This is a genomic window from Marinobacter sp. UBA3604, from assembly GCF_002375325.1.
Classification (GTDB): domain Bacteria; phylum Pseudomonadota; class Gammaproteobacteria; order Pseudomonadales; family Oleiphilaceae; genus Marinobacter; species Marinobacter salarius.
Map to the genome: position 1 here is coordinate 95,976 of NZ_DFMB01000061.1, position 25,055 is coordinate 121,030.

A 25,055-nucleotide genomic window follows, 5' to 3' on the forward strand; every position below is an offset into this window, starting at 1 on the left:
AGCCACTAACAACTCTGCAAAGCGGGCCGCGTTGGCCCTAGACTTTTTCCGACATCACCGGAATCTGATCTTCCTCCACATCCGGGGTGGGCGCCGCGCGACCGTACCGGTCGTCCAGACGTTCAATGTCATCCTCGCCCAGGTAGGCGCCGGACTGGACTTCAATCAGTTCGAGAGGAATGCATCCGGGGTTAAACAACCGGTGTACCGCTCCGATGGGGATATAGGTCGATTCGTTTTCTGAGAGCAGGAACGTTTCCTCGTCACGGGTCACTTCGGCAGTGCCCTTGACGATGATCCAGTGCTCGGCCCGGTGATGGTGCTTCTGCAACGACAGCTTCTCGCCCGGTTTGACGCTTATGCGCTTCACCTGAAAACGGTTGCCCATATCGATGCTGTCGTAGCTGCCCCAGGGGCGATACACCTGTCGATGTGTGCGGGTTTCCGAGCGTTGGTCACCGTTCAGCCGCTTCACCAGTTTCTTGACGTCCTGCACCTTGTCCTTGTGGGCAACCATCAATGCATCCTTGGTATCGACCACCACCAGGTCTTTCACGCCCAACATGGCCACCAGCTTGTCCGAGGTGTGCACCAGGCAGTTGTCACTGTCTTCCAGGCAGGCGTCGCCCAGAATGGCATTGGCGTTCTCGTCCTTGTCGGTCACATCCCAGATCGTGGACCAGGAGCCAACGTCGCTCCAGCCGGCATCCATGGGCACCAACAAGGCTTTCGATGTTTTCTCCATCACCGCGTAGTCAATGGAATCGTCCGGGCAATGCTCGAATATCTCCGACGGAATACGGGTGAAGTCCATGTCCCGCTCCAGGCTTCGGGCGGCCAGAAGACAGGTGTCGTAAATGTCCGGGCTGTGTTTTTTCAGTTCCGCCAGGTAGCTGTCGGCTCGGAACGTGAACATGCCGCTATTCCAGTAGTAACCACCGGCAGACAGCAGCGCGGCGGCTTTTTCGGCGTCCGGCTTCTCGATGAAGCGGGACACCGGCCGGGCAGCACCGGGGGCTTCCCCGGACTGGCCGGCAGCGATATAGCCGTAGCCGGTTTCCGGCCGGGTTGGCGTAATGCCAAACAGCACCAACCCTCCGGACCTGGCGGCTTCCTGCCCCTGGGCAACAGCCCGCTGGAACGCCTCGACATTTTCAATGGCATGATCCGCGGGCAACACCAGCATGATGGCTTTGGGATCTTTTCGCGCCACTTCGATAGCGGCCATCGCGACCGCCGGGGCGGTGTTGCGGCCAAACGGCTCCAGCAGTATCGACAACGGTTGACGGCCTATGGCCTCCAACTGCTCTTTGACAATAAAGCGGTGCTCATCGTTGGCCACCACAACCGGCGACTCGGCGTCGTCGACCGGCAGCCGGCACAGAGTTTCCTGCAACATACTTTGTTCCCCCACCAATGGGAGGAACTGCTTGGGATAGGCCTGGCGCGAGAGGGGCCAAAGCCGTGAACCGTTACCACCTGAGAGTATGACTGGAATCATCGTTCTGCTCCTTTGCTCTACAAAGACGTACCACAGGGACGTCCGTTGGCGTATTAATCTGGACCCTTGAACCAGGGCCCGTTAGAACCGTTTACTTAGGGTGATGTTGCTGGGTGGATCCGGCTGCGCGCCCTCGGGCCACAGCGGGTTAATGCCGTACAGATAGGAAATATCGCCACCCAGACGGGTGGATTTCATCGGCCGAAGTTCATCCAGAAAGGCGGGCATTCCCTCAACAGGTCCCCAGGCGGCCTGCCAGGGTTCCATCCAGGCCAGGGACCAGGCCTTATAAAGCCCGTCGACAATCTGCTCGTCTCCGGTGATGTCTTCAATTCGTTCCGGATCATCCAGCCCCGCGACGACATTTCCGGCCATTTTCGTAAACTGATCCTGGTAACGCTCATAAACAGAGTTGCCATTGACCTCGGCAAACAGCGCGATCATGGTCAGGGGCTGCATGGCGTAGTTCATGTATTCCAAGGCCCGGGTTTCCCGGCTGAGTTCCTTGGGCAGGTAACCGTCCTCATTGATCTGCCCCATGGCTTCATCGAACTTGGCCAGCGACCAGTTCCAGTCGTCGCAGTCCTGGGTTGCCACCGATGCCGACATCACGGCCCAGGCGGCCCAGTAATCATGGTTGTTGACCTTCTTGGCTTCTCGGTCCGTATAGTAATCGCGGACCCCGTCGCTCAGGCGCAGGAACCAGTCTTCAATTCGGCGCGCCCGCTCCAGGTCCATGGCGGCCTCCGGCGCCGACGTCCACATCCTGAGATAGGCGTTCGCAGCGGCTGCCAGTGCCCATTTGCGTACCGCCTGACCGACGTGATTGATGTCATCCGTCAACAGGGCATCCGATGATGCCCACGCGTCGAGGTTGTCCAATACGCAATCCAGCGCTTCGGGGCCATCACCATCAACCTGGTAGTCATCGGCGGCAGCGATAACAGCCTTCTCGAAATCACGCACGTTGCTGGTGGCCTTCTTGTACTCTTCATAGGCCTGCTTGTTCAGATTGTTGCGAGCGCTGTCACTGCCCTTGTACTTACTGGTCAGCGACAGCGAGCCGACGTGCGGCTCCACCCGCTCGCAGTCGTAGTCACCGCCATCCTTGTCTTCCGGCGTCTGGTAATAGCCCACCGGAGCACGCAGTTGTCCGTTCAGGCACTGCCCGGCGTGAACGCTACTCACACCAAAGACGGCGGTTATCGCCGCAGACAGCAGCACCCGGCCCCATTGTCGATGTTCAGAGCGTTGTTGGATTCGCATAACCATCCTCTCTATGCGTTGGATGAATGTGCGTCAGATGTCCTGACGGCGACAGATTTTCGTGGTTACCGTTAAGCCTTCCGAGACCTGCTCCGGTTTCAGCGCGAGGTCCAGCGACATGAACATTTCATCGTTCCAGTTCGGCCCTTCCGGGAGCTCGAAGACAAACCGGCCAGGGGTTTCAACCCGATCGCCGTACTCCATATCCACGCGGTCCTTGCGCCCGAACACGTACCAGATGAAGGCATCAACCTCTTTCACCCCCGGGTCACTGAACTGCAGGTCGACGACGTATTCGTTGCTCGGCATTTCGATGAACTGTCCACCGCCGTTGTAGAGCACTTCGGTGGTCCCGGCCTTGACCGGCGTGGTTTTCTGCAACACCGGCTCCTGGCTCTCACAGGCACCACTGATCATCGGTGTGACCTGCCGATAGAACTCCGCACTGTCGAGGTTGTGGTAACCGGGCACCTCCCAGATCATGATCTTGGGTGGCGACTCCCGGAAGTTGTCGGAAAGCAGGTACTCGTACATGGATCCGTCGTAGCTGCCGCCTGCAACGGCAACGTTGAGCACTTCCACACCCAGGAACTCCTGCAGCGCACCGACGAAGTTGTAGTCCTGAGCGCCCTTGCTGTTACTGGTGCCGACCAGCGTTATCGATGGCAACTCCTGGTCGCCAAACAGGGCGCTGGCTTCAGCGGACTGGCCGGTGCCGGAGGATTCCGTGCGAAATTCGTCCACGTACTGCGAGCCGTATTCGAAGCCGCATATCCGTTTAACCGCGTCCTGAAGCGACCCGTCTTTTCGGATCAACCCGGACCGACGAGTCACGAATTCATGCTGCGACAGCGACTGATAGGCCGGCATGTCCTTGATTCGCTCCGCCACGACCTCCGCGGTCCGTCGCGCACCATACGGAGTCCAGTGGTGATCCCGTTTAAAGAAGAAGGCGTCTTCACGTGTTTCTTCGTCCAGAAGCGGCGTCAAATCCGGAACCACCAGCCCTGCCTGACGAAAACGCATCAACGCGTCAGCGTAGTTTTTACGAGCCACGTTCCAACTGAACGGTACCGGCGATGTCGCGGGCAGATGATTGGGATGGACCAGGCCTTTTGTAGGCTGGAACACCATCACCAATTCGGTACCGGTGGTTTCTTTCAGGTGCCTGGCAAAGCGCTTCAGGTGTTTCAGGCCTTCCAGATTCGGCCCGAACTGCTCCACCAGCTCCGCTTCCGAACGGAACAGCCAGCCGTCTTTGCCCTGGACCAGCATCTTGAAATTCTTCAGATAACCGGTGTCGTAGCTGGATGGGTATGCCGTGAGTGGGCACAAGTCACAACAGCGCTCAATATTGTACTCCGGCAGCTCGGCGGCGCTGGCCTTTACGCCCGCGACACTGAGCAGCCCGAGCGCAACCAGCGCCCATAACCCACGGCCTCTGAACACCTGCTTCATACCGACGTATCCACTCGGTTTTCAGCGACAACCAGCCTGGGTTCGCCACCCACATCAATCGCAAACACGCTGAATACCTTGCCGCGCTGTAGGTTCACCTCACTCGTGGTGGCCAGCGCTTTGTCACTCTGAAAAGCGCCCAGCGCAATGCTGACGGCATTGATCTCGCGATTAGCCACATCAAGGGAGCCCACTGCATCAATCACGGCTACTTTGCCGTCGGACGTTTTCAAAGTGACCCCGCCATTGCTGGTCAGGTTATAGAATGAAAGCAGCGCCTTGCGAGGGTTGTCGAAGGCGACATCCTTCATCACTTTCATCTCACCGGAATCCAGTACAACCACGGTGTAGAACTCGTTCTTTTTCATGTTGACGGACGTCTTCTGACCGGCAACGTCCACCTGATAGTTACCCTCAGAAAGGTAGATGTAGGGGCTCGCCTCCAATGGCGACACTTCCTTGATCACCTTGTCGCCCACCGAAGCGCGGGCGATGGCGCCGCTGGCATCCGCGTTCACCACGCGAATGAAAGCCGCCCCGTCCGGTGCCTCCGCGGCATAAAGCGCGTCCTCGCCGGCCTGGGCCATGTTCATGGAGACCAGCAAACTGCTGATCAGGGCAAAAAAAGCGGTATGCATCAGTGCTCTCATTTTCATCATCCTCAGGGGTTGGTTTCAGAACGGCTAGCCGCGTGTGCGGTCAGCGTCTTGTCGGCCTGGCGGAACCACGCCTGAGCCTGTTCAGACTCCAGTGGCTGCGCCAGGTAACGCTCGGGAAATTCCCAGATCACCAGTTGTGGCGGCTGATCCCGGAAATCGGAAGAATTCAGGTAATCGATCATCGGTACGATAGGCCCGTCGCCTTCTTCGGCCACGTTGATCAGGTCCTGACCAAGATGCTTTCGCAAGGCACCGGGAAAATCCCACTGCTCATTGGCGCTGTAACTTGTACCGACCAGCACGGTGTTGGTGGCGCCATCGTCAAACAGGGCGCTGGCGTTCGCCTGGCCGTCGTTTTGAGCGCGCGTTGTTCTTGGTTCCAGCTGGTCAGGCGCAGGGCCGAAGTCGGTAAATGCCGGTTCCACCGGAATGTAATTGAGCAAGTCACCCCGGTGCTGGACCGGTTGGGCAATCGATGTCATAAAGCTCTGTTCACCCCAGGACAAACCATTGAAGCGGTCGCGGATAAATTCGGCAGCGCCCTCCGCGTATAGGTTTGCGCCAGTCGGCGACCAGTGGGTGTCGGTTCTCAGGAACACCGGTTCACCACGGTGCTGTGCCTGCTCCAACAGCGGTTTGAGTTCCGGCGCGGGAATGCCCGCCGTTGCCAGCGACTGCTGGAACCGGTTGTACAGTGACATCATCATCGGTTCCGGCTTTGTACTGCCCAGCTTGTCCGAATGGATTCGGGCCTTGGCGGGCACCACCAGCACAACCAGTGGAACGCCCTCGGCCAACAGATAGTCGGCGACGCGCTGAACACGACCCAGGTTGCGGTCGACCACCTCGCCGTCACGGCTGGCCGGGTAGATTTCCTCGTCGGTGAACAGCCACTCATCCTGCCCCACGACAACGCCTTTCCGGCCCTCGTCAAAGAGCGTGTAGTTGATCGCGGCCCAGAGATTGGTTCCCAGATCCTTCGCCGGGAACTGATCGTCGTAATGGCTCTCCAGGTTTCGGGCCAATTCACCGTTGACCGGGCTCAGCCCTGTTTCGGCCTGGTAACCCAGCAAGGGCCGCAAGGACAGCACACCCAGAACCAGGACCAGCGCGATGAAGAGAAAAGCCGTGATTCGTGCAGACGTTTTAGTCATCAGATCCACCCTCAGAACTGGAAATACAGGAACGGTGAGAAACTCTCAGCGGACAGCTTCAACACGGCGAGCGCAAACACCGGTACCAGCAACGGCGCGGCGGCAGACCGCCAGCCGGACAGGACAGGGCCAACGTCACGATGCCCGAGCCGATCCTTCAGCCCCATCATCGCGATCACTCCGAAAGCCACTACCAGGATCGCCAGATTCAGGTCCCGAATGCCCTGGACAAAGACATCACTCAGGCCGGCACCGTCGAAACTGAACATCGCACCGTAGAAGCCGAAGGCCTCGGTGAGCGTGCTGGCCCTGAAGGTGACCCAGCCCAGCATCACGAACAGGAAGGTCAGCGCCCACCGGAAAAACCGGAACCCGGACGGGCTGCCCGACACACCCAGCGCCCTTTCCACTGACAGCAACAGACCGTGCCAGGCACCCCACAACAGGAACGTCCAGTTGGCGCCGTGCCAGAGGCCACCGAGCAACATGGTGAGCAGCAGGTTGCGATAGGTTTTGACAGTACTGTTGCGGTTGCCGCCCAGGGGGATGTACAGGTAATCCCGCAGCCAGGTGGACAGGCTGATATGCCAACGACGCCAGAACTCGGTAATGCTCTGGCTGATGTAGGGCTGGTTGAAGTTCTCGTTAAACCGGAAGCCCATCATCAGACCCAGGCCGATGGCCATATCAGAGTAGCCGGAAAAGTCGAAATACAGCTGCGCGGTGTACGCCAGAATGCCCAGCCAGGCATCCGCCGTACTGGGATCAGACAGCGCAAAGGCGCTGTCCGCCAGCGGTGCTATCGAGTCGGCGATAAAGACTTTCTTGATGAAGCCCTGCATGAACCTGAACGCACCCTCACCGAATTTTTCCATGGTATGGGTGCGGTAGGTGAATTGGTCCGCCAGGTCCTTGTAACGTAGAACCGGCCCGGCAATCAGCTGGGGGAACAACGCAATGAAGGCCGCGAAATCAATAAACCGCCGGGTCGGTTCCGTATCCCCTCGATAGACATCCACCACGTAGGAAATGGCCTGGAAGATGTAGAAGGAAATGCCGATGGGCAGGATGATATTCGCCAGTTCCAGCGGCTGACTGCCGGCGCTGACCAGCAGGTTGTTCAAGCTGTCGACACCAAAGTTGGCGTACTTGAAGTAGCCGAGCGTCGCCAGGTCACCACCAACACCAATGGCAACCCACTTGCGGGCATTCGCGGTGCCAATGCCGGCGCGGTGTATTGCCAGACCGATGAAATAGTTCCAGAAGGTCACGGCCACGAACAGCAACAGGAAATCCACCCGCCACCAGGCATAGAAGGCGTAGCTGCCGATCAGGATAACCAGTGAGCGGTGCCTGAACGGTGTCAGGTAATACAACCCCAGAAAGGCGGGCAGGAACAGAAACAGGAAGATATTGGATGAAAAAACCATGTCAGTTCTCCGCCTGCGTAACCTGGCCCGACACCACAGCCTTGGGCTCTATGAATACTGCACGCCCCTGGTTCCGTAGTGCGTCAAAAATCTGCATCTGGTATTTGCCAAGCACACCCTCGAAGTGGATCCCCACGTCTGACCTGGGGAATCGCATTCCAACGTCATAAATTGCGATGTAAGCAGGGTTGTCGGTCGACAGGGGACCGCTGGCGTTGGAGGCTAGTTCGCCGCCCACCACGTTCATCGACACCTCGTAGGAGTAGAAGTCTTCTTTGAAATTACGGTCGGTGGCGGACAGGTCTTTCAACTGGCCATAAATACCCCAGGTACCGTTGAGCACCGCAACGTTGTGGTAGACATTCACATTGCTGCTGTTTCTGACCCGGATGCCATTGCGCAGATTGTTCATCAACCGGTTGCCCCAGAGCAGGTTGTCCGGCGACTCGTAGAGCCCGATTCCGTCACCCTGGTTGTCATAGGAAACGTTATTGGCCACCACGTTGTTGCTGCTCTGGCGGTCCAGCACGATGCCGGATAGCCCGTTGTCATAGCTACGGTTGCCAACAATCCAGCTGTTATTTACCTCGCGGGAGATGATGATGCCGTGCTTCTCACGGGTGCCATAAACCTCGTTGTTGGCAATCAGCAGTCGGCTGGAGTAGTCATGAGGGTCGATGCCGTAAACAACGTTATTGCGATAGACGTTATCGACGATGGCAACGTCTTCCGCCTCATAGCAGTAGAACCCGTAGTAGAGATCCTCGAAGGTGGATTCCACCAGCCAGGCATGGGGCGCGCTGCGCTGCAGGCGGGCGTTGTCGTACTCGGAATACTGGGCCACCGTGAAGCCGTAGGATTTACTCTGGAGATAACCCAGATTTGCCATGGTGGTGCCGAGAATAAAGTTCTCGCTACCGCCCCAGCCCACATAGAACGGGCGGAAGTTGCCTTTCTTCTGGAACGTGGCCGGGCCATTGGCCTCCTCGCGCCACCCAATAATCTTGCTGTCAATGGCAAACAGCCAGCCGTCGTTGGCAATAAACGAACCACGCTCCTCCGACAGCCGCAGGGTCTCATCGCGCAGAACCAGGGTGGCCTCTTGTTTGACCGCCAGCGGCAAACGAATGATGTAAGTACCATCGCCGACCTGTTCCATGTAGCGACGATCATTCACCTGCCGATAGACATCCTCCAGCGTCACCTTCCCGCTGTTAACCATAATCGCCTGAGGATGTGAAAACTGACGGATCACCCACTCGCGCGCCCGCCCTTCGTCCACGAAATCCCCCAGTGCACTGACCCCGCCCATACGTTCCACCGTTACATTCGGCGCGGAATCCTGCCGACCGGCAAGCTTTGCCTCGATGGCGTCACGGCTATAAGCCGACACATCGGGCAGTTCCGGCTCCGGCAAGTACAGTTCCTCACCGGGCTTTATCTCGATGTCGTAGTCTTCCATCAGGGGCGCAATCGCCGGCGGTGGGGTCGCCGTTCTGCCAGCGCCAGCATTGCCTGCGGCGACACCCTGCACAGGCAGTGTCAGTGTGGTGATCAGCAGGCTCAGGACCCACATGCTTTCTCGGGCTATCATGAGCTCTCCTCAGAACCGCTTCGAAACATCCACAACCACCCGATGCCTGGCATCAGCATCGTCACCATAGGCATCACCCGGCATGAAAACGCCGCCACGGAAACGCACATCAAACGCCGCCCAGGACGTTGAAGCACTGTCGCCGTAGTAGCCCAGCACCAAGTCCACCGACTGCCCGAGATCGTCACTGCTGCCGGTAAAACCGGGCTCGACCAGGTCGGAGCGCACGGTGCCGTTTTCATCACTCAGCCAGTAACGGTGATACAGCAGGTTGGCGTCCCAGGTGTCGCGGTCAGATAGCGCAGTATAGAGCGTGAACACCTTTAAGTTGGTCCATTCGGGCTGAATGGCCTCGCCAAAACGCTGAACCTGGGAACGGGTGCCGGTAAACCGTGAGCGGTTGCTTTCCAGGCTGGTTTGCCGGAAGGCGTCACTTTCGCCCGGCCCACCGCCACCGGACGCAACGGCACCGTGAGCACCGACAACCCAGCGGGGCGTATCCAGCAGTTGGGCACGCGCGCCCAGGTCCGCCGCCCAACCGGAGACATCGCGTTCACGATCACTGAAGCCACTGGGCGCACTGGGGTCTGTACCGATCACAGTGTCCGTACCATTCACTGCCGCAACCGATGCGAAATACTGAAACGCATCGTGGGAGTGCCAATCGAAATAACTTCGGTCCGCCTGGATGGCCGTCCAGGTCAGCGAATCGGTAAAGCTGTCATCCAGGGTCTGCCCTCGCGCCGCATACTCGTCAGCCTGACTGCCATAACCCTGCCCATGCGTGGCCAGAAAACCCAGATAGTGCCCTTTCCGCCATTGCCAGCGCGTGTGGACAAACATGCGAGCGATGTCTTGCTCATAACCCTGAAGTTCGTTGGTGTCGGTTCGCAACTCAGCGAACTTCTGGGCAACACCCACCGTGGCGTCAAGCAGCGATGTATTGAAGATCCAGCGTGTGAGGGTAATGTCGTCGTCCCACCATATACCGCTGTTTTCCTTAAGCCGCTCACGGCCAAAGCGAATCGACTCGCCGGGATAGTCACTCAGGCCGTTGTAATCCAGCCAGGCCTCACGGAGCGCAAAAAAGCCATCGGTCGTGGTGCCGCCGATTTCGTCGCTGACGTCTACCTGACCGGTTGCGCCAAACGCCTGCAGGCGCAGTTTTGAGCGCCAGTGCGGAGACAACTGCCAGACCCACTCGGGTTTGATATCAAGCCCGGCCTCATTGGACTTGGTCTCACCATTGGGGCCCAGCCCAAGACGGCGATCACCTTCGCTGATAAAGCTCAGCTTGGATTTCACGTTCTGCTCAACCAGCCGTGGGTAACTCTGGTTGGCTTCAGCTTCTGCCATTGACTGCGCCACAGCGGGCGCCGCACCCAGTGAAACCAGGCAACTGACAGAGAGCGCCAGGAGAGTTAATCGATCATTCTTTATAAGCTGCATTGAGCTTATCCTCCTTGTTTCGTGGTCTTTGCGGGGCCCGAAGCACCCTCGGCCATCATCTGGCGACGTGCAGCACGTTCCTGCTGGTACAGAGCTTCAGCTCTTTCTTCGGTGTGCTTTGGCAGGGTCAACACCATGTCCACCATCAGTTCCTTCGCGCGTTCAACACCGCCTTCCACGGCCAGCAACGCGAAACTCCAGGCGTAAACCCGGTTGACCTCGATCCCCTTTGCCTCCCAGAACAACTCCGCGAGGGCGTAATCCGCTTTTGGAAACCCCCTGCGCGCAGCGGCCAGAAGGTGATGTTTGGCCTTCTCCGGATCTGGCTCCCCGAGATAGCCACGCTTGTAGATGCGCCCGAGCAGGTATTCCGCCGAGGGGTATTTTTCACGCGCTTCCATGGCGTACTCGATCGCCTTCTTCGGATCGGTCGGCACAATGCGGCCTCGCTCATAGGCCCGGGCCAGTGACAGCGACGCCTTCAGGTCACCATTGGCTCGCGCCTCCCGAAGCATCTCGATAACGACCTTCGGTTCAGCGAGGTAGTTGTTCTCCATGATCAACTTGGCGCGCGCCGTCAGGGCGGGCACGTAGTCGGGCGTCAACATCTGGTAGAGTTCGTTGGTGGCAGCCACCTGTTTTTGCGGGGTTTCGTCGTCCGACAACCACCGCGCGAACAGGTACAGATCGCGATCTTCAATACTGCCCTGCTCCCAGGCCTGCTTGGCCCGGTCAACAAGTGCCTTCAGATCCTCACTCCGGCCGTCAACCAGATACACTCTGGCGAGCAGTTGGAAGCATTCGGGCTGGGCCTCGGCAATGGGCGCGCACAGCCCTTCAATTTCATCCGTGTGGCTTTCGAACTGGTCCGTCAGCAGGTAGTAGCGAGCCAGAGCCACGTCACCTTTGGGATCGCCGGCTTCCCGCGCCTGCTGAATCAGCTCAAGCGGTTTGCCGTTGGGGAACTCCCGGGGGAAATGGATGTACAGGTTGATCAACGGGATCAACGCCGTCTTATCACCTTCCGCAAGCGCTTTGCGCAGGTAACGGGCGCCATTGGCCCGCTGCTCCGGGGTTTCCCCTTCCCGCGCATTCATCTTGCCTATCCTGATAGCAGCTCGTTCACTACCCTGCTCCGCGGCCTTCCTGTACCAATCCAGCGCCTTCTGGCGTGCTTCCGGTGTGTCCTGCGCACCATAAAGATCCCCCAGCTCCACCTGGGCGTCCGCCAGGCCAAACTTCGCCAGCTTTTCCAACTGCGCCCGGGCCTCCTGAACGTCACCTTCGGCAGCAGCCTTCTCAGCCCGCTGAATGTCGGGCAGGTTGCCGCAACCAGACAGCACCAGAGTGAACAGACCGGCAATGCACGCTACTCGCTTCATGCTCCGCAACTCCCTCAACCTTCCGAAAACCGTTCAACAACCTTCTGCAGGCTCGGCATCCGGAACTGGTCGACCGTGACACCAATGGGGCGTCCGATTGCTTCAATCGGCAGCGGTTCGGCGGATTCGATAGACGCACTGATAACGTCAACCAGCCCGCCCTGAGCCTGGGAGTTCACATACAGCGACGTAATGTGCCCGGTCTGTTCCTTGCCGTTGGGGAGCCGCAATATCACCTGCTGCCCTTCTTCGAGCTTTTCACCCTGGTTAAACGGGAAGTTGGCAACAACGTGGGCGGACGAGTCCATCGGCGCCATAACCGCAAGCTGCTCACCCTTGCTCATGTACTGGTCTTCCGCCGGCCTCATGTTCACCACCTTGCAGTCACAGGGGCTGGTGATCGTTCCCCGAACCCGCTGGTCCAACAGCTCTTCGATCTGGCCGACGCTGTAGTTGCCCTCTCCAACCAGGTCATTCACATAAGACATCATGGGCGCGTCAAAAGTAGCGATAGCCTCGCCCGCCTTAACCTCCTGCCCAGGCTTGACCAGCGTTGTGACCTTGGCGTCTTTGGGAATCCGCAGGGGAATCTGCTCCGACGCCACCATGGCGGACTCCGCCTTGGTTACGAAGTAGATGTCCCACAGCTCGGAGACCACAAAGCTGATCGCAAACAGACCTATCAACATCACGATCAGGCTTCCGACCATGGCGCGAAGCTTGCCGAAGAATCCAAGGTCATTGCTGCCCTTGCCTTTGCGGGCCTTGGTGAAGTTTTCGCGGGACAGCGTGTTGAGCACATCGCCGGCGGAAACCACTTCACCGCTGAGGAATGCGGTAATGAGGTATCTCAGGGCGGAAACCTCCCGGGCTCCCAGATCCTGAAACTCACACCCACAGCGATCATTCATCGAATCGAAACTGCGCGGGACAAAGTTCACGTCAATGGCAAGATCAAAGCCGTCAACCTTGAACACCAGGCGACCCTTGTAGACCCGGCCCTGACGAAACGACTCCAGGCCCGTGTTGACACTGAACCCACCGGCCGAAAGATCGGCCACTGGAAAGTTGTGGGTTGAGCCACCAAGGTTTACAAACAGCTTGGCCGGAATTCTTACCCGGGCATACTGTCGCTGTGCCTCGGATTCATGGACAAACTGCGGTTCAATATCTGCCCTACTTGCTGCCATATTCATTGCTTTGATCCTTGTGTGTTGTCCCAACGATGATTGGTGTACATAAGAAAAACTCCCCTTGCGCTATACCAGCTTCATCACCACCGCCAGAAAGACACTGCCTGCGGATATCGTCATCACTCTTGATGACCAACGGTTCATGCGTTGTTGGAAAGACGCGTTGTTCGCGCTGAACCGGGTTTTCTGGCGTGTCCACGACTGTCGGTCGAGCCGGAAAAAGACATAGATTTTCACCAGCGAGCCGAAGATCTGGTTGAAATAGAGAATGCACGGATAGGCTGGCCCGACCGAGTGTCCGGTAGTGATAAGCAGCAACGTCAGCACCAAACGGGTAAGCCCAATCCAAAGCAGGTAGGCCACCAGCACAATACCGGAGTACTTGATGGACGCGACGATAGCCGCAGTCAGCCCCAGGATGCTGGTCCACATTGAAATGCGCTGGTCATAAAGCACGTACCAGGTAAACCATCCAAGGCGCCGGGGGCCAAGCTTGGTAGCCCGTGAATTCTGCCGCAGGGAGTTGCCATACCAGCGAAACATCAGCTGACGGGCAGAACGGATAAAGCTGGGATCAGGTGGATGCTCCACTGTGCGAATCGTGGCGTCCGGCACATAGAAGGTGTCGTACCCCAGGCGCATCATGCTGAACCAGCTGGACTTGTCATCGCCGGTCAGAAAGCGGAATTCGCCCAGCCGCCAGTGCTTCAGGGAGTCATACTCCACGTCGCTGATGAACTCCGGGCGCGTAACCACGCTGGCCCGGAATACCGACATGCGACCGGTGAGCGTCAAAACCCGATACGACAGCCCCATCGAGCACATATTCATGTGGCGCTGGGCGAACCTCAGCTTGTGCCATTCAGACATCAGATAGCTGCCGCGCACCTCGCAAAACTCGTTGGTAGTCAGCGCGCCGATGTTCGGCATCAACCGGAAGTAAGGGGCGGTTTTACGTACCACTCCGGGTTCCAGCACGGTATCGCCGTCCACCACGGCCACCACGGCATTCTCGTCAGGCAGATCCCGTGAAATGGCACGAAAGCCGTACGCCAGACCATCCCGCTTACCGGTCCCCGGAATGCGCACAATCTTGAGCCTGATGTGGCTGGGTGGGTCAAGCTTCCGCCACATTGCCCGCATGAGCATTTCATCGGAAAGCTCCACCACCGATGCCACCACCGTTGTCGGCCAACCACACTCAACCGCTTCGCGGATAATAGAGTTGTAAACCATGGCCGTGGTGTCGGCATCGATACGGAAACTGGTCACCATCAGATAGACATGGGACGGAGCGGCGTCTTCGCCCAACGCCTTTGCCCGGCGCCGAATCTTGGGGAATGCCCATTTAAGGAAATACATCGCACGCAAAAAGTGGATAAACCCAACGGAGTACCGCCAGATACCAATCACCCCGATGACCAGGAGGAAGTGGGCGCCGCCCCTCACCGTGTAGGTAGTGGGCAAAGAGATCGCCAACGCCCCGAGTACGGAGAGAAAAAGCAGCCAACCGCCTGTTCTGGACACTATGTTGTCTGAGATATAAGACATGCCGTCCGTTCCTGAAATAACATTCCGTGCGTTTTCTGAGCGTGACGCCCCGCCCCACCAGGGCACCAGGACGTCACGCATGGGGGTGAAGACCTACCAGCAGATGCCTTCCAGCACCTCGGTACTTGTGGTCTTCATGAAGCCCACAAGGTCAATCACCCGCTTGCCCTCAGGCACTTCCGAAATCACCGTTTCGAACAGCTCGTCGTTATTGCCGACCACGATCACGTCCGCGTGATCAATCACGCCACGCAGGTCGCTGTGCATCAGGTTCGAGAGGTGCGGAATCTTCTGGTTGATGTATTCGCGGTTGGCGCCGTGGGTGCGGGCGTAATCCACGTTGCGGTCGAAGATCTGCAGGTCATACCCCTTGCCAATCAGCATCTCGGCCAGCTCCACCAGCGGGCTTTCCCGCAGATCGTCGGTGTTGGACTTGAAGCTCAGGCCGAGCATGCTCACCTTGCGGCAGCCATAGCTGGTGAGGATCTTGAAGGCGTGGGCAACCTGCTCATTGTTGCTGCTCATGATGGAACTCAGCAGCGGGTGCTTCACGTCCATCTGATTGGCCCGATAGGTCAGTGCCCGCACGTCTTTGGGCAGGCAGGAACCGCCGAAGGCGAAGCCCGGACGCATGTAATAGCGTGAAATGTTCAGCTTCTTGTCCTGGCAGACAACGTCCATGACGTCCCGGCCGTCCACGCCCATCGACTTGGCAATATTGCCGATCTCGTTGGCGAAGCTGACTTTGGTCGCGTGCCAGATGTTGCAGGTGTACTTGATCATCTCAGCCACTTCGATGGGCTTACGGATGATGGGGGCATCAAGGTCCTGGTATATCCGCGCCAGGAACTCGCCGGAGCGTTCGTCGAGCTCACCAATGACCGTCATCGGAGGGTGGTCATAATCCTTGATCGCCGTGCTTTCCCGCAGGAACTCCGGGTTCACACACACACCAAAATCAACGCCGGCGCGTTTCCCGGACGCTTTCTCCAAAGCCGGGATGACCACCTCACGAACCGTTCCGGGCAGCACCGTGCTACGCACCGCTACCAGGTGCCAGTCGCCCTTGTCCTTCAGGGCATTACCGATATCGCCGCACACTTTCTCGACAAACTGCAGATCAAGATCGCCATTCGGCTTGCTGGGCGTGCCCACGCAGATCATCGACAGCTCACTCTCCTGAACCGCGATGTGCCCGTCGGTAACACCATTGATGAATCCGTTCTCGCGCCCGCTCCGGAGCAGCTCCTCCAGCCCCGGCTCCACAATGGGAGACCTGCCGCTGTTGATCAGATCAATTTTGATGGGCGACACATCCACACCGACCACGTGATGCCCCCGCTGGGCCAGACTGGCGGTACACACCGCCCCGACATAACCCAAACCAAAAATACTGACTCGCATATCCTTTACTCCCCTGACTGTCATCCAGCGACTCCCACCCGGGAGCCGCCATGAATCCAACGACTGACTACTGGTTGACTGATGACACTCAAAAGGCTCGGTACAGCGACCCCGAAATCGGAAAAGAGGTTCTTTTTTGAACTTTTCCCCGCGACCGGTGTCTGATTACGAACAGGCACGCTCAACAGAAAACGTTGCCCTGATGCGCCTTTTGAGTATCCAGTTTGAGTTGGGGGAACACGAAGACGGACAAATCACCGGCAAGCGATCTACGTCGTCCACAGCGTTCCAACAGCCAGAAAACTATCGTAACGAAACGTTAAATGCCTGTTACGAAAAGATAATTTCAACTATAGGCAAGAGATACATGTCTTGATTTTCAGTGTGCACAATTGGAATACAGGAAAGATCTAGTCGCCTGACAACGCAGAAGAAATGAAAAAGGAAATCATCAGAGCATGCACCGATAAGGTACATATGAGAGAAAGGAGTGCGCTTTTCTATTTCGTAATCGCAAAAAAATAAAAATCGATATTATAAAATCGAATCAAACGCGATTTTTTCGTATGGAACCCATTTGAATCTTTCGTCGTTATACAGGGTCGTATCGAGAAAAATACCGCTCAAAGACAGTGAAACTCAGCCGATCACCGACTGAGCTCCACCACTGAACCTCACCAAAGAGACGAGATTCGTGTTAACGCGCTGCTGCTTTATTTAGGCGCCATGCGCAGTGCACAGTCCAGGCGGATAACCTCACCGTTGAGGATCGGGTTGCGCACCATTTGATCCACCAACATGCCAAACTCTTCAGCCTTGCCCAATCGCTTGGGGAAAGGCAGCGTGGCCGCGAGACTGTCCTGCACTTCCTGTGGCATGCCCGCCATCATTGGCGTCATAAAGATTCCCGGAGCAATGGTGTTGACCCGAATACCTTCCCGGGCAAGCTCGCGGGCGGCCTGAAGTGTCAGCGATACCACGCCACCCTTTGACGCACTGTAGGCTGCCTGGCCAATCTGGCCCTCGTAAGCCGCCACAGACGCCGTGTTGATAATGACCCCTCGTTCACCATCCGCGTTGGGCTCCCGCTGGGCCATATCGGCCGCGGCGAGACGCAGAATGTTAAAGGACCCAATCAGGTTGACCTGAACCACCTTGCTGAATGCCTCAAGCGGCATCACACCATCCCGGCCCAGGATCTTTGCGGCCGGAGCAATACCCGCGCAGCTGACCGCCACGCCGCAGGGCCCATGCGCCTTACGGGCTTCGCTGAACGCAGCTTCCGCACTCTCAGAAGACGTCACGTCGCAGTAAATAAAGACGCCCCCAATGTCTTCCGCCACTTTTCTACCCTGCTCATCCTGAACATCCAGAATCGCCACACGGCACCCAGCTGCCGCCAGGGCACGCGCTGAGCCCTCGCCCAAGCCGGATGCACCGCCTGTTACAATCGCTGCCACATTTTTGAATTCCATCATTCACTCCTGTTTCACATATCTGTTGGTTGAAATCGGGCCTTAAAAATACTTTACGTTTACGTAAACTTTATCTAACCTAAGTCTAAAAAGGAAATCTCTATGGACATCAAGAAAACTTACAGCATCAGCGAGCTGGCCAAAGAGTTCGACGTGACGACACGAAGCGTACGCTTCTACGAAGATCAGGGTCTACTGCACCCCACCCGGCGCGGCCAGACCCGGATCTTCAGCTCGAAGGACCGGGTGCGGCTGAAGCTGATCCTCCGGGGCAAACGCATGGGCTTTTCCCTGTCGGAAACCAAGGAGCTTTTTGACCTGTGGGACGAAACCCTCAGCGGCAACGAGAAACAGCTCCTATTGATGCTGGACACCCTGGCCCGCAAACGGGCGCAACTGGAGCAACAGAAAAACGACATTGCCCAGGCGGAAATGGAAATGGACACCGCAGAAGCACGATGCCGCGAGGCGCTTGCTGACCTGCAACAACGAAAGCGTAAACAGACAAAGGCCACCACCAAAGAGCCTGAGTCCACCGAGCAGAAATAACAGCAAGATTAAAAGGTAGCCAACCATGAAATCACAATACTCAGAGTTCAACTTCGGCCTCGGCGAGACCCTGGACATGCTGCGCGAGCAGATCAACGGCTTTGCCGCCAGTGAAATCGCCCCCCGCGCCGAAGCCATCGACCATGACAACCTGTTCCCCAACGACCTGTGGAAAAAGTTCGGTGACATGGGCCTGCTGGGTATTACCGTTGACGAAGCCTACGGCGGCTCCGGCATGGGCTACCTCGCACACGTCATCGCCATGGAGGAAATCAGCCGTGCCTCTGCATCCGTGGGACTCTCTTACGGCGCGCACTCCAACCTGTGCGTTAACCAGATCAACCGCAACGGCTCCGACGAGCAGAAAGAAAAGTACCTGCCCAAGCTCATCAGCGGTGAACACATCGGCGCCCTGGCCATGTCCGAACCCAACGCCGGTTCCGACGTCGTCTCCATGAAACTCAGCGCCAAAGACGCCGGCGACCACTATGTGCTCAACGGCAGCAAAATGTGGATCACCAACGGCCCCGACGCCCACGTCTATGTGATCTACGCCAAAACCGATCCGTCTGCCGGCCCGCGCGGCATCACCGCCTTCATTGTGGAACGCGACACCCCGGGATTCAGCCAGGCCCAGAAGCTCGACAAACTCGGCATGCGCGGCTCCAACACCTGTGAGCTGGTGTTCGAAGACGCCAAGGTACCCAAGGAAAACGTCATGGGCGGCGAAGGCAACGGCGCCAAAGTCCTCATGAGCGGCCTCGACTACGAACGCCTCGTCCTCTCCGGCGGCCCGCTGGGCATCATGCAAGCCGCCATGGACGTGGTGGTTCCCTACATCCGCGAGCGCAAACAGTTCGGCCAGGCCATCGGTGAATTCGAGCTGGTCCAGGGCAAAGTGGCTGACATGTACACCTGGATGAACACCGCCAAATCCTACGTCTACATGGTCGCCATGTCCGCCGACCGCGGCAACACCACCCGCAAAGACGCCGCCGGCGCGATCCTCTACTCCGCCGAAATGGCCACCAAACTGGCCCTCGACGCCATCCAGTTGCTGGGCGGTAACGGCTACATCAATGAGTACCCGACAGGCCGTTTGCTGCGGGACGCCAAGCTTTATGAAATCGGTGCCGGCACGTCCGAAATCCGCCGGATGCTGATTGGTCGTGAGCTGTACCTGAACAACTAGGCCCGCTGTTCCGGGTGGAGGCGGTCGGCCGGGTAGGGCTTTCGGGAACCGCTACGAGCACATCCATGTGCGCTTGACGTAGGCCGTCCTTGGCCTACGACATTCCCGAAAGCCCTACCCGGCCAACCGCCCGAACCTGGGTAGTTGCCCTCAAACAGAAGTACAAAGAGCGGATAGCAACCAAATTCAGACGAGGGTCTGGTGGCATGGCGCTCCGGGACCGTAAAAAACAGGGATGTTTTTTACGAGCCTACAGGGACGTATTCACGGCGTGTCCTGGAGCGCCATGCCATCAGACCCGACGCACGGACTAAAAAACGGACTAACAAGCCATGACCATACTCCAAAGCAAAGTTAACCCAAGGTCCGAAGAATTCCAGGCGAACCAGGAATCCATGGCCAAGGCCGTGGCCGACCTGCGGGACAAAGTGACCACCATCCAGCAAGGCGGCGGCCCCTCCTACCAGGAACGCCACATCGCCCGCGGCAAACTGCTCCCCCGGGAGCGCATCAACCGCCTGCTGGACGACGGTTCCCCCTTCCTGGAAGTCGGCCAGTTCGCCGCCTACAACGTCTACGATGAAGAAGTCCCGGCCGCAGGCGTCGTCGCCGGCGTCGGCCGCGTCTCCGGCACCGAATGCATGATCATCGCCAACGACGCCACCGTTAAAGGCGGCAGCTACTACCCGCTCACGGTCAAGAAACACCTGCGCGCCCAGGAAATCGCCTTGCAGAACCGCCTGCCCTGCATCTACCTGGTCGACTCCGGCGGCGCCAACCTGCCACGGCAGGACGACGTCTTCCCCGACCGCGACCACTTCGGCCGCATCTTCTACAACCAGGCCCGCATGTCTGCCGATGACATCCCCCAGATCGCCGTCGTCATGGGCCTGTGCACCGCCGGCGGTGCCTATGTACCCGCCATGGCCGACGAATCCATCATCGTGCGTAACCAGGGCACCATCTTCCTGGCCGGCCCGCCACTGGTGAAAGCCGCTACCGGTGAAGTTGTCAGCGCCGAAGACCTGGGCGGCGCCGACGTGCACTGCAAAGTCTCCGGCGTGGCCGACCACTACGCCGAGAACGACGCCCACGCCCTGGAAATCGCCCGCCGCTGCATCTCCAACCTCAACCGCCGTAAACCGACCGACGTGGAGATCCGCAAGCCCAAGGCGCCCCTGTTCAATGCCGAAGAAATCTACGGCATCGTCGGCACCGATCTGCGCAAACAGTTCGACGTGCGCGACGTCATCGCCCGCATCGTCGACGGCTCCGAGTTTGACGAATTCAAACGCTACTACGGCCAGACCCTGGTGACCGGCTTCGCCCATATCCATGGCTACCCGGTGGGCATCATCGCCAACAACGGCATCCTGTTCAGCGAGTCCGCCCAGAAAGGCGCGCACTTTATTGAACTGTGCTGCCAGCGCAACATCCCGCTGCTGTTCCTGCAGAACATCACCGGCTTCATGGTCGGGCAGAAGCACGAATCCGAAGGCATCGCCAAGCACGGCGCCAAAATGGTCATGGCCGTGGCCTGCGCCAACGTGCCCAAAATCACCGTACTGATCGGCGGGTCTTTCGGAGCGGGCAACTACGGCATGTGCGGCCGCGCCTACAGCCCCGACTTCCTGTGGATGTGGCCCAACGCCCGCATCTCCGTGATGGGCGGCGAACAGGCCGCCGGCGTGCTTGCCACCGTCAAACGTGAAGGCATGGAGCGGAAAGGCCAGGAGTGGAGTGCTGACGAAGAAGCCGAGTTCAAGAAGCCCATCGTCGACTCCTACGAACACCAGGGTCACCCCTACTACGCCAGCGCCCGACTGTGGGACGACGGCGTGATCGACCCGGCCCAGACCCGGGAAGTGGTCGCCCTCAGCCTGTCCGCCACCCTTAACCGCCCGGCCAAGCCAACACGCTTCGGCGTGTTCCGCATGTGACGGAGGACAACGCCATGACCGAACAGAAAAACGCGGTTCTGCTCAATCGCCGTAGCGGCGGCGTTACCGAAGTGGTGCTGAACCGCCCGGACAAACGCAACGCCTTTGACGACGTGATCATCCAGCAACTGATCAACGCGCTGGAAACCGTAAACACCGATGACAGCACCAGCGTTGTCATCCTGCGCTCCGAAGGCAAACACTTCTCCGCCGGGGCGGACCTGGGCTGGATGCGCCGCATGGCGGACAACACCCGCCAGGAAAACCTCGACGACTCGCGGGAACTGGCGCGGCTGATGGACACCCTGAACCATCTCGGCAAACCGGTAATCGGCCTGGTGCAGGGAGCGGCTTTCGGCGGTGCCGTGGGCCTGGCCGCCTGCTGCGACATCGTGCTCGCCACCGAGAAAGCCAGCTTCTGCCTGAGCGAAGTGAAACTCGGCCTGATACCCGCTGTGATCAGCCCCTACGTGGTGCGCGCCATCGGCGAACGCCAGGCACGCCGTTACTTCATCTCCGCCGAGGTGTTCACCGCACGGCAAGCCGAACACTACGGCCTGGTGCACGAAGTGTGTGACGACGTGGAAGCCATGGAACGCCGCTGCAACGAACTGCTGCTGCAGCTCGCCCTCAACGGCCCCGAAGCCATGAAAGCCGCCAAGGAGCTGGTGTTCGCCGTCAGCCAGAAAGTGATCGGTAACGACGTGATTGACGACACCGCACAACGCATCGCGGACATCCGGGTGGGTGCCGAAGGTCAGGAAGGGCTCAGCGCCTTCCTGAACAAACGCAAGGCCAACTGGGTTCCGGAGGAAGACTAATGTTCAGCAAAATTCTGATCGCCAACCGGGGCGAAATCGCCTGCCGGATCATACAGACCGCCCACCGCATGGGCATTCGCGTGGTCGCTGTCTATTCCGACGCCGACGCCGACGCACGCCACGTGGCCATGGCCGACGAAGCCTTTCACATCGGCCCCGCCGCCAGCTCCGAGAGCTACCTGAAAGCGGACAAAATCATCGAGGTGGCCAAAGAAAGCGGCGCCCAGGCGGTTCATCCGGGCTACGGCTTTCTCTCCGAGAACACCCAGTTCGCCGAAGCCTGCGAAGCCAACAACATCGTGTTCATCGGCCCGCCCTCCTCCGCCATCGCGGCCATGGGCTCCAAATCCGCCGCCAAGGCCATCATGGAAAAAGCCGGCGTGCCCCTGGTGCCGGGTTACCACGGTGACGACCAGTCTCCGGAGACCCTGCGCAAGGAAGCCGAAAAATGCGGCTTCCCGCTGCTGCTGAAAGCCGTCGCCGGTGGTGGAGGTAAAGGCATGCGCGTGGTCGAGCGGATGGAAGACTTTGACGACGCCCTGGCCGCCGCCAAACGGGAATCCAAGAACGCCTTCGGCAACCCGGACATGCTCATCGAGCGCTACCTGACCCAGCCACGCCACGTGGAAATCCAGGTGTTCTGCGACAAGAGCGGCAAAGGCGTGTACCTGGCCGAGCGCGACTGCTCCGTGCAGCGCCGCCACCAGAAAGTACTGGAAGAAGCCCCCGCCCCGGGCCTGAGCGAAGACACCCGCAAAGCCATGGGCGAAGCCGCCGTCAAAGCCGCCCAGGCCATCAACTACGTGGGCGCCGGCACCGTGGAATTCCTCTACGACGTGGACGGCTCCTTCTTCTTTATGGAAATGAACACCCGCCTTCAGGTGGAGCACCCGGTTACCGAAATGGTCACCGGCCAGGACCTGGTGGAATGGCAGTTGAAAGTGGCCTGGGGCGACCCGCTGCCGCTGGAACAGTCCCAGGTGAAAACCCGGGGCCACGCCCTGGAAGCGCGCATCTACGCCGAAGACCCGGACCAGGACTTCCTGCCCGCCACCGGCAACCTGCGCTACCTGAGTACGCCGGATGAGAGCGCGCATGTACGGGTGGATACAGGCGTCACCGAAGGCGACGACATCAGCATCCATTACGACCCGATGATCGCCAAGCTCATCGTGTGGGACGAAACCCGGGACCAGGCCATCAACCGCATGGTCCAGGCCCTGGAGCACTACCGCATCGCCGGCGTGAAAACCAACATCCGCTTCCTCCACGCCCTGGCCGACGCCCAGCCATTCCGGGAAGCGGAGCTGACAACCGGGTTTATCGAAGACCATCGGGACCTGCTGTTCCCGAAATCAAAACTGGATACCCACAAGGCCCTGGTACTGGCCGCCGGCTTCGTGTTGGAACAACGCAAGTCCCGGGAAGTGATCAGCACCGACCCCTGGTCGCCGTTCGGCCGCCAGAACAGCTGGCGCATGAATTCCGAATACGCCCAGCCCCTGCAACTGCAGGTGGGTGACGACATCCACGAACTCAAGGTACTGGAGCGTGACGACCGCTACCAGGTGTTCGTCGGCGGCAGCGTGTACAACCTGACGGCAAAGCTGGACGACGACTACCTGCAGGCCGTCATCAACGGCCACCACATCAGCGTCCACGGTAACCTGCACGAGGACAAGCTGGTGCTCTTCTACGAAGGCGACACCTTCCAATGCACCGTTTACCGGGAAACCTACGGCTTCGAGGAAATGGCCGGTGAAGGCAGCCTGGCCGCGCCCATGAACGGCGCCATCGTGGCAGTACAGACCAAAGTGGGCGACAAAGTCACCGCCGGCCAGAGCCTGGTGATCATGGAAGCCATGAAAATGGAACACGCCATCAAGGCCCCGGCCGACGGCGTGGTCACCGACATCTTCTTCGCCGAAGGCGACCAGGTGTCTGAGGGAGCCGAACTGATCGCCATAGAAGTCACCGCAGACGAGGAGGCAAGCTAATGGCCTTTCCGCAGCAGGTAAGATTGGTAGAAATGAGCCCCCGGGACGGCCTGCAAAACGAACCCGGCCCGATCATCGCCACCCACATCAAAACCGAACTGATCGAGCGCCTGGCCGACTGCGGGTTGAACCACATCGAAGCCGCCAGCTTCGTGTCGCCGAAATGGGTGCCCCAAATGGGCGACGCCGCCGAAGTCATGACCGGCATCAAACGCCAACAAGGCGTGCGCTACTCCGTCCTCACCCCCAACCTCAAGGGCTTCGAAAACGCCCTCGCGGCCGGGGTAGACGAAGTCGCCGTCTTCGGTGCTGCGTCTGAATCCTTCAGCCAGAAAAACATCAACTGCTCCATCGCCGAAAGCCTCGAACGCTTCCTGCCGGTGATGGAAGCCGCCAAACAACACAACATCCCGGTACGCGGCTACGTCTCCACCGTGCTCGGCTGCCCCTACGAAGGCGACATCGCCCCCGAACAGGTCGCCAAAGTCGCCAAGGCCCTGGCCGAACTCGGCTGCTACGAAATCTCCCTCGGCGACACCATCGGCGTAGGCACCCCGCTGAAAGCCAAACGCATGCTCGAAGCCGTCGTCGCAGAGGTTCCAATCGAAAAACTCGCCGCCCACTTCCACGACACCTACGGCCAGGCCCTGGCCAATCTGTACGCGGTACTGGAAGAAGGCATTGCGGTAATCGACTCCTCAGTAGCCGGCCTCGGCGGCTGCCCCTACGCCAAAGGTGCATCAGGCAACGTAGCCACCGAAGACGTGCTATACCTGCTTAACGGGTTGGGTATCGAAACCGGCGTCGACCTCAACAAACTGGTCACAACCGGCGAATGGATAAGCGAGCAGTTGAAACGCAACAACGGCTCAAAAGTAGGCCAGGCATTAGGCGGTAACTGCAAATGATCAAATGGGGAGCGAGCGAGGCTTTTCGGGACCGTAAAAAACAAGGATGTTTTTTACGAGCCTACATGGACGTATTTACGGCGTGTCCCGGAAAGCCTCGCTCGCTCCCCACAGCACTCAACTCTGAAGGCT

At 58.8% G+C, this 25,055-nt stretch carries 19 protein-coding genes; 6 read left to right on the forward strand and 13 right to left on the reverse strand.

Annotated elements, in window-relative coordinates; all coding sequences use genetic code 11:
- Positions 1–37: 37 nt before the first annotated feature.
- The 13 genes from B2590_RS17185 to B2590_RS17245 form a co-directional block, all read right to left on the reverse strand.
- On the reverse strand, positions 38–1,501 hold the full coding sequence (locus B2590_RS17185) for a mannose-1-phosphate guanylyltransferase/mannose-6-phosphate isomerase (RefSeq protein WP_127402269.1): 1,464 nt from the start codon (positions 1,499–1,501) through the stop codon (positions 38–40).
- 81 nt (positions 1,502–1,582) lie between these two features.
- A complete protein-coding gene (locus B2590_RS17190) occupies positions 1,583–2,767 on the reverse strand; it encodes an alginate lyase family protein (protein ID WP_185906479.1) in 1,185 nt (394 codons plus the stop codon).
- Between the two features lie 33 nt (positions 2,768–2,800).
- Positions 2,801–4,225 carry an alginate O-acetyltransferase AlgX-related protein gene (locus B2590_RS17195; RefSeq protein ID WP_127402271.1) on the reverse strand — a complete coding sequence of 475 codons (1,425 nt, stop codon included), beginning with the start codon at positions 4,223–4,225 and terminating at the stop codon, positions 2,801–2,803.
- Positions 4,222–4,875 carry an alginate O-acetyltransferase AlgF gene (locus tag B2590_RS17200; protein WP_185906480.1) on the reverse strand — a complete coding sequence of 218 codons (654 nt, stop codon included), beginning with the start codon at positions 4,873–4,875 and terminating at the stop codon, positions 4,222–4,224. Before B2590_RS17200 ends, B2590_RS17195 begins: the two co-directional genes overlap by 4 nt.
- A gap of 11 nt (positions 4,876–4,886) precedes the next feature.
- A complete protein-coding gene (locus tag B2590_RS17205) occupies positions 4,887–6,038 on the reverse strand; it encodes an alginate O-acetyltransferase (RefSeq protein ID WP_127402273.1) in 1,152 nt (383 codons plus the stop codon).
- A gap of 11 nt (positions 6,039–6,049) precedes the next feature.
- Positions 6,050–7,468, reverse strand: a complete 1,419-nt coding sequence (locus B2590_RS17210) for an MBOAT family O-acyltransferase (RefSeq protein WP_127402274.1) — start codon at positions 7,466–7,468, stop codon at positions 6,050–6,052.
- Position 7,469: 1 nt separating this feature from the next.
- On the reverse strand, positions 7,470–9,062 hold the full coding sequence (locus B2590_RS17215; RefSeq protein WP_127402275.1) for a right-handed parallel beta-helix repeat-containing protein: 1,593 nt from the start codon (positions 9,060–9,062) through the stop codon (positions 7,470–7,472).
- A 9-nt stretch (positions 9,063–9,071) separates the two neighbouring features.
- The gene (locus B2590_RS17220; protein WP_127402276.1) at positions 9,072–10,511 is read right to left on the reverse strand and encodes an alginate export family protein; all 1,440 of its coding nucleotides are present in this window, start codon (positions 10,509–10,511) and stop codon (positions 9,072–9,074) included.
- 5 nt (positions 10,512–10,516) lie between these two features.
- On the reverse strand, positions 10,517–11,893 hold the full coding sequence (locus B2590_RS17225; RefSeq protein ID WP_127402277.1) for a tetratricopeptide repeat protein: 1,377 nt from the start codon (positions 11,891–11,893) through the stop codon (positions 10,517–10,519).
- A gap of 14 nt (positions 11,894–11,907) precedes the next feature.
- Positions 11,908–13,089: a PilZ domain-containing protein gene (locus tag B2590_RS17230; protein WP_051946516.1), complete on the reverse strand. Its 1,182-nt coding sequence runs from the start codon at positions 13,087–13,089 to the stop codon at positions 11,908–11,910.
- A 63-nt stretch (positions 13,090–13,152) separates the two neighbouring features.
- Positions 13,153–14,637: a glycosyltransferase family 2 protein gene (locus tag B2590_RS17235; RefSeq protein ID WP_041334401.1), complete on the reverse strand. Its 1,485-nt coding sequence runs from the start codon at positions 14,635–14,637 to the stop codon at positions 13,153–13,155.
- Positions 14,638–14,730: 93 nt separating this feature from the next.
- The gene (locus tag B2590_RS17240) at positions 14,731–16,041 is read right to left on the reverse strand and encodes a nucleotide sugar dehydrogenase (RefSeq protein ID WP_007153314.1); all 1,311 of its coding nucleotides are present in this window, start codon (positions 16,039–16,041) and stop codon (positions 14,731–14,733) included.
- A gap of 713 nt (positions 16,042–16,754) precedes the next feature.
- A complete protein-coding gene (locus tag B2590_RS17245; RefSeq protein WP_127402278.1) occupies positions 16,755–17,516 on the reverse strand; it encodes an SDR family NAD(P)-dependent oxidoreductase in 762 nt (253 codons plus the stop codon).
- A 102-nt stretch (positions 17,517–17,618) separates the two neighbouring features.
- Here B2590_RS17245 and B2590_RS17250 point away from each other — a divergent pair, with 102 nt between their 5' ends.
- The 6 genes from B2590_RS17250 (at position 17,619) to B2590_RS17275 (ending at position 24,923) form a co-directional block, all read left to right on the forward strand.
- Positions 17,619–18,065 (forward strand): MerR family transcriptional regulator, encoded by a 447-nt coding sequence (locus B2590_RS17250; RefSeq protein WP_127402279.1) that lies wholly within the window; start codon positions 17,619–17,621, stop codon positions 18,063–18,065.
- 25 nt (positions 18,066–18,090) lie between these two features.
- Complete coding sequence (locus tag B2590_RS17255) at positions 18,091–19,257, forward strand: isovaleryl-CoA dehydrogenase (RefSeq protein ID WP_075195364.1); 1,167 nt, start codon at positions 18,091–18,093, stop codon at positions 19,255–19,257.
- Between the two features lie 332 nt (positions 19,258–19,589).
- The gene (locus B2590_RS17260; RefSeq protein WP_286812015.1) at positions 19,590–21,197 is read left to right on the forward strand and encodes a carboxyl transferase domain-containing protein; all 1,608 of its coding nucleotides are present in this window, start codon (positions 19,590–19,592) and stop codon (positions 21,195–21,197) included.
- A 14-nt stretch (positions 21,198–21,211) separates the two neighbouring features.
- A complete protein-coding gene (locus B2590_RS17265) occupies positions 21,212–22,018 on the forward strand; it encodes an enoyl-CoA hydratase-related protein (RefSeq protein ID WP_286812014.1) in 807 nt (268 codons plus the stop codon).
- Positions 22,018–24,015: an acetyl/propionyl/methylcrotonyl-CoA carboxylase subunit alpha gene (locus tag B2590_RS17270; protein ID WP_286848025.1), complete on the forward strand. Its 1,998-nt coding sequence runs from the start codon at positions 22,018–22,020 to the stop codon at positions 24,013–24,015. Before B2590_RS17265 ends, B2590_RS17270 begins: the two co-directional genes overlap by 1 nt.
- Entirely contained in the window at positions 24,015–24,923 is a 909-nt protein-coding gene (locus tag B2590_RS17275; protein WP_286812012.1) for a hydroxymethylglutaryl-CoA lyase, read from the forward strand. Before B2590_RS17270 ends, B2590_RS17275 begins: the two co-directional genes overlap by 1 nt.
- The last annotated feature ends 132 nt before the right edge of the window (positions 24,924–25,055 follow it).